Source organism: Paenibacillus aceris, assembly GCF_017874035.1.
GTDB classification, from domain to species: domain Bacteria; phylum Bacillota; class Bacilli; order Paenibacillales; family NBRC-103111; genus Paenibacillus_E; species Paenibacillus_E aceris.
In genome coordinates this window covers 140694-155548 of the sequence record NZ_JAGGKV010000015.1, presented here as the reverse complement: position 1 = coordinate 155548, position 14855 = coordinate 140694, and the positions used below count along the sequence as shown (strand labels likewise).

Annotated in this window: 14 protein-coding genes; 12 read left to right on the top strand and 2 right to left on the bottom strand. The window is 42.0% G+C overall.

Annotation, left to right across the window (positions count from 1 at the left end):
* Positions 1 to 134: 134 nt before the first annotated feature.
* The gene (locus tag J2Z65_RS24025; RefSeq protein WP_209856132.1) at positions 135 to 1301 is read left to right on the top strand and encodes an FtsW/RodA/SpoVE family cell cycle protein; all 1167 of its coding nucleotides are present in this window, start codon (positions 135 to 137) and stop codon (positions 1299 to 1301) included.
* A 61-nt stretch (positions 1302 to 1362) separates the two neighbouring features.
* On the opposite strand, the gene J2Z65_RS24020 is transcribed toward J2Z65_RS24025, so the two are convergent.
* Positions 1363 to 1695 carry a winged helix-turn-helix transcriptional regulator gene (locus tag J2Z65_RS24020; protein WP_209856149.1) on the bottom strand — a complete coding sequence of 111 codons (333 nt, stop codon included), beginning with the start codon at positions 1693 to 1695 and terminating at the stop codon, positions 1363 to 1365.
* A gap of 119 nt (positions 1696 to 1814) precedes the next feature.
* Here J2Z65_RS24020 and J2Z65_RS24015 point away from each other — a divergent pair, with 119 nt between their 5' ends.
* The 6 genes from J2Z65_RS24015 to J2Z65_RS23990 all read left to right on the top strand — a co-directional run bounded on the left by J2Z65_RS24015 (position 1815) and on the right by J2Z65_RS23990 (position 7844).
* On the top strand, positions 1815 to 2258 hold the full coding sequence (locus J2Z65_RS24015) for a DUF4267 domain-containing protein (protein WP_167059519.1): 444 nt from the start codon (positions 1815 to 1817) through the stop codon (positions 2256 to 2258).
* 230 nt (positions 2259 to 2488) lie between these two features.
* Complete coding sequence (locus J2Z65_RS24010; RefSeq protein ID WP_167059517.1) at positions 2489 to 3688, top strand: TIM barrel protein; 1200 nt, start codon at positions 2489 to 2491, stop codon at positions 3686 to 3688.
* Between the two features lie 104 nt (positions 3689 to 3792).
* Positions 3793 to 4392, top strand: coding sequence for a TetR family transcriptional regulator C-terminal domain-containing protein (locus J2Z65_RS24005; protein WP_167059514.1), 600 nt, complete (start codon positions 3793 to 3795; stop codon positions 4390 to 4392).
* Between the two features lie 63 nt (positions 4393 to 4455).
* On the top strand, positions 4456 to 5664 hold the full coding sequence (locus tag J2Z65_RS24000; protein ID WP_167059512.1) for an MFS transporter: 1209 nt from the start codon (positions 4456 to 4458) through the stop codon (positions 5662 to 5664).
* A gap of 138 nt (positions 5665 to 5802) precedes the next feature.
* Positions 5803 to 7275, top strand: a complete 1473-nt coding sequence (locus tag J2Z65_RS23995) for an amidase family protein (protein ID WP_167059509.1) — start codon at positions 5803 to 5805, stop codon at positions 7273 to 7275.
* A 245-nt stretch (positions 7276 to 7520) separates the two neighbouring features.
* Positions 7521 to 7844, top strand: coding sequence for a peptidylprolyl isomerase (locus tag J2Z65_RS23990; protein WP_167059506.1), 324 nt, complete (start codon positions 7521 to 7523; stop codon positions 7842 to 7844).
* Between the two features lie 95 nt (positions 7845 to 7939).
* Here the strand turns inward: J2Z65_RS23990 and J2Z65_RS23985 are convergent, their stop codons facing one another.
* Complete coding sequence (locus J2Z65_RS23985) at positions 7940 to 8032, bottom strand: YjcZ family sporulation protein (protein WP_167059503.1); 93 nt, start codon at positions 8030 to 8032, stop codon at positions 7940 to 7942.
* Between the two features lie 210 nt (positions 8033 to 8242).
* Between J2Z65_RS23985 and J2Z65_RS36170 the strand changes: the two genes are divergently transcribed.
* The 5 genes from J2Z65_RS36170 to J2Z65_RS23960 all read left to right on the top strand — a co-directional run bounded on the left by J2Z65_RS36170 (position 8243) and on the right by J2Z65_RS23960 (position 14854).
* Positions 8243 to 8500, top strand: a complete 258-nt coding sequence (locus J2Z65_RS36170; RefSeq protein ID WP_420850825.1) for a spore germination protein — start codon at positions 8243 to 8245, stop codon at positions 8498 to 8500.
* Positions 8501 to 9022: 522 nt separating this feature from the next.
* The gene (locus J2Z65_RS23975; RefSeq protein WP_240159751.1) at positions 9023 to 9910 is read left to right on the top strand and encodes an ABC transporter permease; all 888 of its coding nucleotides are present in this window, start codon (positions 9023 to 9025) and stop codon (positions 9908 to 9910) included.
* 16 nt (positions 9911 to 9926) lie between these two features.
* On the top strand, positions 9927 to 10802 hold the full coding sequence (locus J2Z65_RS23970) for an ABC transporter permease subunit (RefSeq protein ID WP_167060310.1): 876 nt from the start codon (positions 9927 to 9929) through the stop codon (positions 10800 to 10802).
* Between the two features lie 82 nt (positions 10803 to 10884).
* A complete protein-coding gene (locus tag J2Z65_RS23965) occupies positions 10885 to 12522 on the top strand; it encodes an extracellular solute-binding protein (protein ID WP_167059494.1) in 1638 nt (545 codons plus the stop codon).
* 106 nt (positions 12523 to 12628) lie between these two features.
* The gene (locus J2Z65_RS23960) at positions 12629 to 14854 is read left to right on the top strand and encodes a helix-turn-helix domain-containing protein (RefSeq protein WP_167059491.1); all 2226 of its coding nucleotides are present in this window, start codon (positions 12629 to 12631) and stop codon (positions 14852 to 14854) included.
* Position 14855 lies beyond the last annotated feature (1 nt).

Sequence of the window (14855 nt, the reverse complement as noted above, 5' to 3'; positions counted from 1 at the left end):
GTCGATTATGTTAGTTTGAAAAAATGGAACTATTTGTTAAACTGATGCGTCTACACTATGTAGTATTCGCTGACATTTTAAGAAATAGGTGATTTGTTATTGAAAATATCTTCGGGGGAACGCAATTAGCCTTCATGTTGAAGAGGATAACTAAAGGGCTAGATGCCACAATTTTGTTACTGCTGCTCATCTTTATGATTATTAGTATTTTCTGCATCTATAGCGCGACACGGACTGTTCCAGATTTTTCCCAATCTTATATTAAAATGATGTATTATTACGGTTTGGGGTTTATGGTCTTATTTATGATGCTATTTTTTAACTATAAACTCTTATTGCGTTTTGCGCCGTTGTACTATTTCATTGGGCTGGGACTGCTGGTCTTATTATTTTTTAAAGGAGATACTCTCAACAATGCTCAGGGGTGGTTTATTCTTCCTGGTGGGATCGGATTTCAGCCGGCAGAGCTTTGTAAGCTCATTTTAATCCTGTTTTTGTCGTATCTTCTATCCAAAAGAGAAGTCGAGACCCTTAGCTTGTTCAAGGAAATATTGCCGATGGGCTTTATTACATTTGTTCCTTTTTTATTGGTTCTTATGCAGCCAGATCTCGGTAATTCTATTGGGTACTTGGTTATTTTCATTGTGCTCTGTTGGTTCGGTCATATTAACTACAAACATGCTTGGATAGGCCTGGTTATTATGATAATCGTAAGCGGAAGCTCCCTCTACAGCTATATAAAATACCATGAGGAAGTAAAGCAATTCATGGTATCCAAACATAAGGCGTATTGGTTGGATAGGGTGGATGCCGTTCTTTTGCCAGACCAAGCTTCTGAAAAAGCAACCTATCACATGAAACAATCGGTCAAAGCAATCGGATCAGGATCGTTAGAAGGAGATGGTTATCTTCATGGAACCTCTGTCCAGAGTGGTCAGGTTCCGTATACCTATTCAGATTCCATTTTCGTTGTAGTGGGAGAAGAATTTGGATTTATAGGAGCATCTGGATTACTCATCCTTTACTTTCTTCTCATTTATCGAATGGTCACTATCGCACTAAACATCCGCAGCCAAACAGGTATATATATCATTGGTGGTATTTCCGCAATGTTTTTGTTTCAAGTTTTCGAAAACATGGGGATGCTGATTGGTATCATGCCGATTACGGGGATCACGCTTCCTTTTATCAGCTATGGGGGAACCTCGCTGTTGATCAACATGATTTCGATAGGCTTCGTTCTAAGCATAAAAATCTATGATGACTTAGATGTTGCTGGCTTTTCAGCTTATAGACATTAAGCTCGGGAGAATTTACCTGAGAGCTTTTCCATCAAAGTCGCAAAAACAAGAAGAACCAGCTTTAAGACGCTGGTTCTTCTTGTTTTTGTTTATTATGAATTTCTCCCCAAGCACACATCACTTCTGCTGCAGGGTTCAATGTTCTGCCATATTCACTAAGTGAATATTCTACTTTTGGAGGGACGGTGGGGTATACCGTTCTTTCGATCACGCCTTCTTGTTCCAAGTCTCGAAGATGTTGCGTGAGCATTTTTTGGGAGACATCAGGTATTAGCTTTTCAAGATCGTTATACCGCTTGGTTGATTCCACCAAATGCCATAAAATCATCGGCTTCCATTTTTCACCTAAAACATGTATGACTGTCTCGATGGGACATTCACGCTGATGAATTATTGTTAAATCACACCCCTACTTTTAAGTATGTGGCGTACTTTAAAGTGCGTTCTTAACAGAATAATAGTACCGATATACAATAAAGTCAATCAAATCAATTGGAAAAAGGAGACAAAAAAATGAGTAAATCTTATTGGGGACCAAAGTCAGTAACATTTTGGTTAGTGGGTGTTGTTACACTGTTGATGTTGTTTTTAGGAGTAAAAGGTTTTATCCAGCCAGAAGCTGCGATTCGAGATTTTGGTATTCCCCTGCATGATGTTTCTGATAAATATCTTGTTCATATTAAAGCAGATCGTGATTTGTTTATTGGTATCTTCCTACTAGCCTTGATGGTACTTCGTATGAGAAAAGCAATGCTCGTTGTTATGTTAACTTCTATTCTAATGCCTATAATAGATGCTTTATTGGTATTAACGAATGCGGTAGATAAGACACCTTCTTGGATTCATATTGTTACTGCGATATATGGACTTGTTGTAGGTTGGATGTTGTATCGAGAAGAACAACGAGTTCCAACAGCAAATACTAACATGGTTTCATCATTAGAAAAGCAAATCTGAAGCAAAGGGAATATGAACATTTGTCAATAATACTCCAGGAGGAGGCTGCCAATATCAATTGGCAGCCTAATTTTAGTGTAAGGCTGCTATGAAGCTGATTTTATTGAACAAAATATCTCAGTGAGATTACCTAATTTATGGTAAGTTAAACGAGAAGTCGGAAATAAGTTCCTTGTAATTGATATGATTTATTTAAAATAACAAATGCATTTAATGAAGGGAGAAGTTACATGATAGATCCTAAGATTTTTTTGGCTGTGGATAATTGTGTCCTTTCCAAGAGATGGACGCGTCCAGCAGAATGGATGAATTTACTCAAATCCATGGGTGTTTATTTCGTTGAGGCTAGCGCCGATAATGAATGCGATCCTCTTTATATGGGGAGAGAATATATGCTTAGATGGGTTCAGGAAGTGAAAACCGCAAGTGAGAATACAGGGGTAAAGGTAGCGAATATATATTCCGGGCATGGAACATATGCAACATTGGGATTGGCTCACCATGACATTGCTGTCCGCGAACGTATTCAAAATGAATGGATTAAACCATTGGCCGATATTGCAGCAAACGTAGGAGCTGGAATCGGTTTTTATTGCCATGCCTTCTCTGATTATGTTTTACAAAATCCTGTGGTTTACCGCGAGACGGAAGAAGATTTATATACCCGGCTTGCAGATATTGCAGCATATTGCCGAGATAACGGTATTCGCACTCCTGGTGTCGAGCAAATGTATACTCCGCATCAAATACCTTGGACGATCGCAGGTTCAAAACGACTGCTTAAGGAAGTGTTCCGCACTTCACAAGCACCGTTTTATTTAACACTGGACACCGGGCATCAAAGCGGTCAGCGCAAATTTCTTCGCCCGGATATTCAAATGATTAAGGAAATGGTGAACCGTTTTAGAATAAATGGGTATCTGGATTCATTTTGGCTAGGCCCTAAATCCGCTTATGATCTATTTAATCAAATGATACATATGTCAGAAGACCAAGAGTTCGATATGATGGAGCAGATCTTGCAAGAAATAGATCGTCATCCATATCTGTTCGCAATTGAATCGGATGGTGACACGTATCGTTGGCTTGAAGAGCTTGGCTGTTATTCGCCAATCGTACATTTACAACAAACAACAGGCACATCTTCATCCCACCTGCCATTTACGGAGGAGTGCAACCGAAACGGCTTAATTTATGGGGAACCTGTGTTAAGGGCTCTCGAGAAAGCCTATCAAACTCCTGCCCAAGAGGGATTTCCTCCTAAATGCAAGGAAATCTATCTAACGCTCGAGATTTTCTCCGGCACTAGCGAGATGAACGTTGACATTATGAAGAAATTGCAGGACTCGATAAATTATTGGAGACAGTTCATACCTGTAGACGGTATGTCATTAAGTGAAATATTGAAAAATAATAGTAAGCTAACTTAGGCTTGCAACGACATCAATTATCACCTATAATACTGAATAATTGTTCAGTATTATAGGTGATTTTCATTTTATAGATCGATCAGCTAGAAAGTGGTGAAGCAAGTGTGAATAAAAAGAAACAACAAACCGAGCAAACAAAGAAGAAGATCGCCGATGCAGCAAGAATATTATTTGCTCAAAAAGGCTACAAAGCAACCGCCATTGAAGATATTGTAAAAGCAGCCGGGTGCAGTGCCGGTAATATTTATTATCATTTCAAGAACAAGGAAGGGCTTTTTTTATACTTACTTGAAGATTGGAACAGGGAATGGGATAGGACATGGCTGGCCAAGGAAAACCTGTACCCTTCTACAACCGAAAAAATATATGGCATGGCCGAATTTTTGGCGCTTGATCAATTGAGTCATCCGTTAACGAAGGCCGCTGATGAGTTTTTTAATAACGCTGAGAAAGCTCCGGATGTGGAGGAGCGAATTAACGAAATGGTCAAAGGGTACATTGACTTTAATCGGCAGTTGCTTCAAAAGGGGATCGATAACAATGAATTTGAAATTACGAATGTATCCATTCTCGCGATTATTCTGGACAGTCTGTTGCTTGGATTAAGTCAACATTCCCGGAGAATGGAACGAGAGGAAGCGCTAGCGGCGTATCGGTTGGCTATGGACGTGTTTCTGCGGGGCATTGCCAAGCCGATCCATTAGCCTTTTTTTTTGCTATTATCCTGAATATATATTCAGTATTATTTGTGGATGGAGGAAATATCAATGACATTATTAACAAAACATCAGGGAGCCTTATTAATACTCATGTTTAATCTACTTTTGGTCTTTTCGGGAATAGGACTCGTCATCCCTATCATGCCTAAGTTCATGGAGAGTCTGGGCATTACTGGGGGGACTATCGGCCTGTTAGTTGCAGCTTTCTCGCTCACGCAGCTTCTTTGTTCGCCGTTGGCCGGCCGTTTGGCCGATTCTTTTGGCAGAAAAAGAATGATTGTCATCGGCATGATTGTATTCGCTGTCTCTGAGGGGATGTTTGGATTAGCCAGTTCACCTGGCCTGCTCTTTACTTCGAGGATGATGGGCGGCATCAGTGCCGCAATGATTATGCCGGCCGTTATGGCTTATGCAGCAGATATCACAACACCGGAAGAACGCGCGGTAGGGATGGGGTATATTACAGCAGCAATTACAACGGGCTTTATTATTGGACCGGGCATTGGCGGTTATATTGCTGAATTTGGTATCCGCGTACCTTTTTACTTCGCGGCGGCGGCAGGGGTTTTCGCAGCATGTATCACATTGTTTATCCTGCGGGAATCACTTCCTTCAAAAGAGAATTCTGCAGATACTCTACCTAGCGCCGTTGAACGAAGAGGGCTTTTTTCGCAATTGAGGTACGCCTACAGAGAGCCCTATTTTTTAAGCTTGATCATCGTTTTTGTTATGTCGTTCGGACTTGCTAATTTTGAAACAATCTTTGGGCTATTTGTGGATCGAAAATTTGGTTTTCAGCCCAAGGATATCGCCTTTATCATAACGTTCGGATCCATAGCCGGCGCCGTGGTTCAAGTAACGGCCTTCAGCTGGATACTGAAGCGTTTTGGGGAGCAGCGCGTCATATCCCTTTGTCTCTTCTTTGCAGGTTTGTTTATTCTGCTAACGCTTTTTGTTCACCAATTCTGGATGATTTTTGCCGTTACCTTTATTGTGTTTTTGGCGATCGACATCTTACGGCCTGCAATCAGTACGCAAATGTCAATGGTGGCGAAGGATCAGCAAGGCTATGTTGCCGGCTTGAACTCTGCCTTTACCAGTCTTGGCAACATTGCTGGGCCTATTGCAGCTGGTTTTTTATTCGACATGGATGTTAATTTTCCATATACGTTGGCGTGCCTAGTCTTGTTTATTTGTTTCATCATATCGCTTAAAGGTAGAAAGCGTAGCTTGCCGGATAGCCATACATCCTCATGATGAGGAGTTTTGCACCTTTGGCAAAAAGCTTATCGTCTAATTTGACTATAGTTAATCTTTCCATATATGCCTTGCCCCAATTTGTGGTAAAGTTGGTTGCAACATGATGCCTAATAAGGCAATAGGGAGCCGATCAATGTGATAAATCATCTTAAGGATTGGATCATAGAAGCAGATATTGAACGTATGCAGGCAGCCATGGAAACAGGCTTGGTTACATCTGAGGAGCTCGTTCGTACATATCTAGAGCGAATTAATCAGTATGATTCAAAAATCAATGCCATCCTGGAGAAGAATCCTGATGCGATTCAAATCGCGAGGGATTTAGATAAAGAGCGCAAGGAAGAGGGAAGCCGGGGGAAATTGCACGGAATTCCGATTCTTTTAAAAGACAATATAGATACGAAGGATAACATGATGACGAGCGCGGGCTCGATTGCGTTAGCCGAATCGTATGCTGCCAAGGATGCATTCGTAGCAGCTAAGCTGCGATCTGCAGGTGCCGTTGTGTTGGGGAAAACGAATATGTCCGAATGGTCGAATTTCATGTCGAGTTCGATGCCAGCGGGATACAGTTCACGTGGTGGGCAAGTGTTCAATCCGTATGGTGCGAACCTCTTCGTTAGCGGATCTAGCTCGGGTTCAGCAGCGGCAGTGGCCGCAAATTTGGGAGCCGCATCGATAGGTACGGAAACAGCAGGATCTATTGTTGGTCCTGCAAGTCAACACGCTGTCGTGGGGATTAAACCTACAGTCGGATTGGTGAGCCGTGCGGGTATTATTCCGATATCTAGCAGTCAGGACACCCCTGGACCAATAGCTAGAACCGTGAAGGATGCCGCTATTTTGTTAGGTGCATTAACTGGCGTTGACAGCGAGGATTCCGCTACGTTTGCGAGCGAACATGTCTTCCATCAGGATTACACGCCGTTTTTGGATGTGAGCTTTATACGTCAGGCCAGAATCGGTATTCCAAGGCACTATTATCAGCATTTAGACTCAGAAAGACTTGCCATTATGGAAGCCGCTATTACCACGTTGAAAAATGAGGGAGCGACCATGATAGATTCCGTTATCGTTCACGTTGAACAGCAAAGCTGGAATAATGATGTCATTACTTACGAATTTAAAAAAGGCTTAAATGCCTACTTATCGCAACTTGCTGAATCGGTTCCTGTTCACTCTTTGGAGGAGCTGATTGCCTATAATCAGAACCATGCGGAGGCAGCTTTGAAATACGGGCAAGACACACTAGTTCGTTCACAAGAAACTTCTCTGACAGAGGAGACTTATTTGCAAAAAAAACAAGCTTACGGGGAACTGCCTCTCCAAAAAGGGATCGACTATGCGCTAAATAAGGATCACCTAGATGCACTCCTTTTGCCAGGCGATGTGGATGGCATGTATATTGCGGCTCGCTTGGGATACCCTTTGATTTCGGTTCCAGCCGGATATGCTGTGCACGGAGTGATAGATGCAGATGGGGATTCGACAAAGGGTCCTTTTGGCGTTGTTTTTTCGGGCAGAGCCTTCAGTGAACCTACTTTGATCAAAATCGCCTACGGATTCGAACAGGCTGCACAGCATCGTGTTCCTCCTCAATTGGATTAAAGGCAAACTTGAGCAGAAACGATGTGTTAATGCTCCTCACATAAGAAACAAAAGCAGCCGGTCCCAGAGGATCGGCTGTTTTGCTGCACGCAAGACAGTATCTTCTTGCCAAGATTAACTAGGAAGCGATTAGGTCGGGAGCTTAGCAATTCAACCGACAATTGTGTTGAAGAAATGGGTTGAACCCATAGCATCGAACGAAGAAGATGCACACCAGTGGATTTAAGGAGCTGTACCAGGATCTGATGACTGGTAAAAATGTCGATGAGCTATTAGTAAATCCGGAGAAGGCAGCTGAGGAGACGATCAGTGAAGAGAACAAAAGGAATTATTTGAAGTACCGAGAAGCGTTTTTTGAGCATGCAAACAAATTAGAAGTCGGGAAATTTAGCGACATTTTTATAGATCAGGGGAATTATGTCATTGTATACTGCAGCAATCGAATAGAGAGAGGGTACAAATCGCTAACAGAGGTTCACGATGAAGTTTACCGTATGACGATGGATAAACAGTTCCAAGTCTATATAGATCGACTGAGTGAATCGGCGGATGTCCAATACTTAGACTAGGTACAACAAAAGAAAAGAACGGCCCATTTTCTCATCTAATGAGGTAGGGCCGTTTTTGTTTTGCTCGATATTTTTTGTGATATTAGATTAAGAAATTACCATACAAAAGCTGATGTGATGATGACCAAAAGAATAAAAAGAACCAAAATAGCTGCTGTGTTGTTGCCATAACCAACTGCTCCACTCATGTTTTTTCATTCCCTTCAAGTGATTTTCTTAACTACGTATTAAGTATACGCTCAGTACTTATTTCTTGCTTGGACGTTTGCCATGGGATGGAATAAATGTCTAACTATCCAAATCAGGGCACTGGACATATTCACACAACCAAGCAAAATGGTCAAGCTCACATATAATAAGGACATCATAAAGATAAAGGGGTTGAGAGGTTGAAGCAGATGCAGTCTATAATTGGTGCCTTAATGGTTGTCACTAATTCAGGGACTATAACCAATGGTAATTCGTTTAACATCGCACCAACTCAAAGCTCTACAACTTTCAAAGGTTCTGGCACCGATGTTACTGGTGACCATGTCATGACGTTTTCTTTCTTTAACGCAACAATAACGTATGGTTCTAATTCAATTGATGATAGTCCAGTCAAAGTGAATAGAAAGTTATCAAAGAATCGGAGGAAGCCTCCTGGTACGAACTAGAAGGAAAGCAAACAAGAAAGACGGCGGCCATTAATGGCTTCCGTTTTTTTGTTATAACCTATAAAGTTAATTCCGTTTATATATTAATTCTTTAGCGAGCCTCTTCCACGTAATGGGGAAGAGGCTTTGATAAGGTTTACAGCGTTATTAATGCGGTATTAATGCGTTCTTCAAGCAGTACTGAAAAATCCCTATTAATTTGATTAAAAGCGTTCGAAGAACAAACGGACACCCGAGGTGTGAGACACAGTAACGGGTAGCGTTCTTAGAGCGTTCTACTGCCCATATTGAAATAATTGAGGCAAGTGAAAAAGGTGAGATCTGTTGAGTATGTAAGATATGTGATCTACCAGGAAATGTGTGAATTGAATCGGAATGGATCACAAGATAAGATGGGTGCACAGTTTGGCAAAGCGATTTAGGGCTATTGGACAAAAATTCACAAGGAAGGTGAGAGATATCGAGAAGCTACTCCATACAACCGTATCCGGACAACTCAAAAGGAGACGTGGATTTGATCGAATGCGTTTCCGGCAAAATGTTCCCATTATGCTTATGTTTTTACCGGCGCTTGCATTTTTTCTTATATTTCGATATGCACCTATCGGGGGGCTTGTTATTGCTTTTAAAAATTACAATTTTGCGGATGGCGTGTTCGGAAGTCCCTGGGCAGGCATCAAAAACTTCGAAATCCTGTTCTCGCAACCTCAAATGCTGCGAATTATCCGCAACACGATTATTCTAAGTTTTTTACAAATTGTTGTGGGATTTCCTTTCCCAATTTTCTTAGCTATTCTTTTGAACGAAGCTAGGAAGTTGTGGTTTAAAAAACTTGTTCAAACACTTGTTTATTTGCCTCATTTTCTAAACTGGGTCATCATAGGCGGCATTATCGCCCTCGTGTTTGCCCAGGAAAAAGGGGTTCTGAATCATTTTGTTACCCAATGGTCAGAAGCCCCATATCCCTTTTTGTACAAAGAGAACAGTTGGATTGCCATATTTGTGGGCAGTGGGATATGGAAGGAAGCGGGTTGGAACGCCATCATTTATTTGGCAGCTCTTGCTGCAGTTGACCCGTCGCTGTATGAAGCAGCCAGCATGGATGGTGCAGGTAAGTTAAGGCAAATTTGGAGTATTACACTACCGGCTATATTACCGACCATTGCGATCATGTTTGTTCTATCGGTTGGTCACTTTATGGAGGTCAGTTTCGACCAAATATATGTGATGCAAAATTCGGCGGTATCCGCTGTCTCAGATGTCATCTCAACCTGGAATTTTCGGGTGGGCATTAACGGTGGTCAGTTTAGTCTGGCTACGGCAATGGGCTTTTTCGAGTCGATGGTCGCACTAGTGCTCGTCATTGCAGCCAACGTACTTGCAAAACGAACAGGCAATAGTCTTTGGTAGAAAGGAGGGGATTCTCATAAAAGCTTCGTTAACAGAAAAGATATTCTACTTGATAAATTATGCACTTCTTGGAGTTATCGCTGTCAGTTGCTTACTCCCAATGCTGCATATGCTCGCTTTGTCTCTCAGTACAAATGATGCCATCGTATCCGGATTTGTCAGCTTATGGCCTATTGGATGGAATTTCGAGACTTACCATAAGCTTTTTACAGGCACCCGCATTTTACAAGCGGCTCGTAATAGCGTCGAGGTGACAGCGGTCGGAACGTTCCTCAGCATGTTGTTCACCATATTAGGGGCATACCCATTATCAAGGAAGTTTATGTACGGTCGAAAATTTTTCACCATGCTTATTGTGTTTACGATGGTTTTCAATGGAGGATTAATTCCCACCTATCTTGTCATTAAATCACTCGGATTGGTCAACACATATGGCGCACTTTGGCTGCCTGGACTGATAAGCGTTTATAACATGTTGGTTATGCGTTCTTTCTTTAACGGCTTTCCAGAGGAGATAGAAGAAGCTGCCCGCATTGATGGTTGTGGAGAAATCAGACTGATGCTTCAGATGATCCTGCCGCTTTCATTGCCGGTACTCGCCGCACTAACGCTTTTCTACGGTGTTGGATATTGGAATTCCTTTTTCAGTGTCATGATTTACATCAACGATTCCAGTAAGAATACGTTGGCTGTACTTATTCAGCAGATGATTTCCAGCCAGCAGCTGCTGCAGGAAATTGCAAACACTTCATCGGAAGATCTTACTTCCGTTACACCGGAGTCGATTAAGGCGGCAGGGGTATTCGTCATGATTGTGCCAATGCTTATCCTATATCCTTTTCTGCAAAAGTATTTTGTTAAAGGCGTAATGATTGGTTCTGTTAAAGGATAAGTTGAACATCTTAATTTCTGACAAGTCTGCTCTTCCTAAAAGAAGAATGCTTGTATACAATACTAAACAGGAGGGTTATTATATGAACAAAAAAGCGCTAGTCATCTCCACGGTTGCGTTGACGCTTACTGCAACGTCACTGGTAGGCTGTTCCGATAGTAAGACGGGAGAAGCTCAAACATCTTCCACACCTCTTACTTCAGCATCTGCGCGTGCCATGTCCCTCTCGATGTCGTTTTATGATCGGGGAACGATTGCACCTGACCTCGGAACAGCTGAAAACAATATCTGGACGAAATTCATCCAGGAAAAAACCGGAATCAATTTAAAGATATCACCCGTCCCGCGTGCAGAATCAGTTAACAAGCTGAATACCCTTGTCGCATCAGGGTCAGCGCCGGATGTTATTTTAGAATACGATGTGGGATTCCGTAATCAACTGTATTTACAAAAACAGATCATGCCAATCGGAGATTTGATTGAAAAAAATAGCACAACATACAAGCAACTGCTAAATAAATTTCCTCTACTCAAAAAGCTGAGCACGAGGGATGATGGAAAGATTTATGACTTAGGCCGCATTCTTGGCTATGTGCCATACAGTTATACCGTGATTAGGCAGGATTGGTTGGATAAGATGAAATTATCGGTGCCCAAAACGGCGGAAGAATTGTTTCAAGTTGCGAAAGCGTTTGCAACGCAAGATCCAGACGGTAACGGCAAGAAGGATACATACGGCTTGAATATGGCCGGAGGCGGTAACTTAATTGATCCCATGTTCCAAAATGTGACCTGGATTCTCAAAGACGGCAAGTGGGTGAAGGACTGGGATCGGGCCGAGACTGCAAACGCTTTCCGCAAGAAGCTTTTCGATGAAGGCATCGTCGATAAAGATTTTCTGACCGATAAGAATGGAAAGAAAGCCGAGCAGGATTTTGTTACAGGTAAGATAGGTATCTACACAGCTGCAGGCTCATACAAAGTTTTTACTTCTCAATACGAAACGTTGCGTAAAAATGTCCCGGATGCCAAGCTTGTGGCAATCGCTCTTCCATCCAGCCAATATGGCAGCTTTTCACCTGATTTCAATCCACCGGTGCAGTTGACGGGTGTTTTGAACGCCAAAACGAAAGATCCTGAAGCGGCCATCAAAATGATTGATTATTTGAGCTCACCGGAGTGGATCAAAACAACCTATAGCGGCATTGAAGGTACACATTACAAAGTTGAAAACAGTAAAGAAGTTCCAATTAATGCGGATAAAAATAAGAAAGAGCTTGACTGGTTGGGCGATTTCCGTATGCTGGGTGGTCAATATGTGTATAACGAGTTTGATACGACGATGAAGGGATTTGATCAAAGCAATCCACTTCAGAAGGAATTTTACGATCTCGGCAAGGAAGTTTTCAGCTTGAACATTACAAAGGACCGTCCGTTAGCCAGCATTACGCTTGGCGGTTTCATGCCTACGCTTCCTGCTGACATGCAGTTCATCTCCAAGAACTTGCTTGATTCCACCAGCAACCCGATCGGGGACTTATGGAATAAAGCGATTGTTAGCGGATCTTCGTATACTTCGGCTCAAGCGAAGCAGGATGCGATCAATCTTTGGAAAAAATCGGATGGAGATAAACTGGAGGCCTGGTATCAGGATTGGTATACGAAGAATAAGGATACGATGGTTAGCCAGAACGATTTACTTTCTATGAATTTTAACTAAATGAGTATGGAGAATGCTGTCGGCGGATTTCTGCCGACAGCCTTGTTCGTACCGTCCCTATTAGACGGTTTCGCTGTTTCATTCCGATGCCCGAGGAGAGAATGCTATGTTAAAGAAACACTCTTGGTTTTATCGTTTGGTTACAACCTACTTGCCAATTGTCTATTTGCTTGTTTTCGTTCTGTTTTTTGTGTTCTTCATGACGATGAATAAGCAGTCCCAAACGCAAACTGTGAGTGCAAATGAAGCATTTACGCGATATACCATGCTTCAGCTTAACTCGATTCTCGGCAACATCGATCAGAATGTGAATGCGGCAACCGTTAATAATAGAGAGTTTAATCAGTATATGTTTCAGCTTCACGATTCTGACGTCAATCCGTATTTGCTCCGCAGTAAGGTAGCGGAACTTTTCAGGCAAGTCCAGGCGGGTTTTCCATTCATTCAATCCATTTATTTTTATCGCAATATCGATATGACTGTGCTCGGCACGGAAATGTACCTGCCACTTGCAGAGTTTGGTGATCGCGATTTCGTACAAGAGCAGTTGAATCAGCCGCTGCCAAGCATTTGGACGAATGTAAGAACTTACAAAGTTCTTCCTTCTCAACCTTATGACGTTCAAGTTGTATCACTCGTTAAAAAGGTCCCTTTTCTAACAGAGCCAAGCGGTATCCTCATTGTGAATATCGATGTTTCGAGTCTAGCCTCATGGTTGCAAAGCATCTCTGTAAACTCAATTAGTTCAATTACATTAGTCGATCAGGCAGGACAATTAATCGGGCAAAGTAAAGTAAAAGCCAATAAGGACATTCTTAACTTGAAGTTTGAAGAGACTGGATGGACGTTTAACAGCGGTATTAAAGAATCCTACCATTATGGCATTTTTTCAGAGCTCTACTATAGTTGGATCATTATCGGAGTTGTTATGGTTCTGATTGTTTCAGCATTAATTATCTATTTGTCCAAACGATATGCAAGACCGATCGATGCGAGTATGAGCCGAATAACCGATTATTTAAACGTGAGACAGCCGGGTGGAGAATTGATTTCGGTTGTCGATGCCGCCGTAGACAAGATTATTGATTTCGCTGATCGTTATCAGTCGGAGAGTAATTTAAATTTGCCGTATCGTCAAAAATACTTTTTTCAAGAACTTCTAACAGGAGATCGTCCCATAAGTCAAGATGAATTGATCGATGAGATGCATAACTTTGGTTTCCCTTGTAATTGGCATTCTTTCAATACGGCTAAATTGGAGATTGATAGAATTAGTGATTTTACAGAAAGTTATTCCACTCGAGATCAGGTGCTGCTGAAATTTGTATTGTCGAACGTGTTCAAAGAAACCGCTGAGCAGTATGGGATAGGTATTTGGAGTGAATGGATCTCCGTTGATAAAATGAGTATTTTGTTTGGAGCGGACGGCGAACTTTCGATGAGTGATATGAGTACCATTTGTGAGAGTATGCGGGCGTGGGTGGAATCAAATCTTGCATTCACGGTAACGATCGGAGTAGGGAAAAGGACGGAGCGTTCGGAGGATATCGGTGAATCCTATGAGCAGGCTGTTAAGGCCGTACAATACCGCTCCGCATTAGGAAATAATCGAGTTATTCACTATGAGGTAATTACGCGGCAGACGGAAACCGAGTTGTTTGATATTTTGCAGTTAATCCGCACGATCGTTCAGTTATATAAGAGCGGAAACGATGAATGGTATAACCAGTTCGATTTCCTTTTCAAAGCCATCAATCGCGAATTGTATACCCGGGATGAGTTGAAGAACCTGCTTTACTATATGACCTTTACTTTTACGCGTGAATTGTCTGAATTTCCCAGTGAGTATACCGAGTCATGGCGGGTGGAGGCGCTCGTTCCAATTACCCAAGCTATTGACCGATTCGAAACGATGGAAGATATCAAGAAGATACTTCTGGAGCGTCTCAGTACCGTCGCCGAGTTATGGAAGCAGTTGCGTGAAACAAAAAATCACAGGCTGTTAATTCATGATGTGAAAGCTTATATTGACACCCATTACGCAAATGCAGACTTGTCCCTGCAGCTGCTTGCAGAACAATTTTCATTAAGTAAAAATTACGTCAGCCGCTTATTTAAAGAAGAAACAGGTGAAAATTTTATCGATTATTTAACGGCGCTGCGTATCTTTCATTCGAAGCAGCTTTTGGAAGACACGGATACTTCGATACAGGATATTGCCGGACTGGTTGGTTATGAGCACTATTTTTCGTTTAACCGAGCGTTTAAGAAGCTGACCGGGTTTCCGCCGAGTGATTTTCGGAAGAAACGAATCATTGAAAAAATATGGTAAT

Excerpts from the sequence above, each read along its gene's own strand:
- J2Z65_RS23960 (WP_167059491.1), top strand. The coding sequence starts at position 12,629 with ATGTTAAAGAAACACTCTTGGTTTTATCGTTTGGTTACAACCTACTTG.
- J2Z65_RS36170 (WP_420850825.1), top strand. The coding sequence starts at position 8,243 with ATGCAGTCTATAATTGGTGCCTTAATGGTTGTCACTAATTCAGGGACT.
- J2Z65_RS24015 (WP_167059519.1), top strand. The coding sequence starts at position 1,815 with ATGAGTAAATCTTATTGGGGACCAAAGTCAGTAACATTTTGGTTAGTG.
- J2Z65_RS24025 (WP_209856132.1), top strand. The coding sequence starts at position 135 with ATGTTGAAGAGGATAACTAAAGGGCTAGATGCCACAATTTTGTTACTG.
- J2Z65_RS24010 (WP_167059517.1), top strand. The coding sequence starts at position 2,489 with ATGATAGATCCTAAGATTTTTTTGGCTGTGGATAATTGTGTCCTTTCC.
- J2Z65_RS23985 (WP_167059503.1), bottom strand. The coding sequence starts at position 8,032 with ATGAGTGGAGCAGTTGGTTATGGCAACAACACAGCAGCTATTTTGGTT.
- J2Z65_RS23965 (WP_167059494.1), top strand. The coding sequence starts at position 10,885 with ATGAACAAAAAAGCGCTAGTCATCTCCACGGTTGCGTTGACGCTTACT.
- J2Z65_RS24000 (WP_167059512.1), top strand. The coding sequence starts at position 4,456 with ATGACATTATTAACAAAACATCAGGGAGCCTTATTAATACTCATGTTT.
- J2Z65_RS23990 (WP_167059506.1), top strand. The coding sequence starts at position 7,521 with ATGACTGGTAAAAATGTCGATGAGCTATTAGTAAATCCGGAGAAGGCA.
- J2Z65_RS23975 (WP_240159751.1), top strand. The coding sequence starts at position 9,023 with ATGCGTTTCCGGCAAAATGTTCCCATTATGCTTATGTTTTTACCGGCG.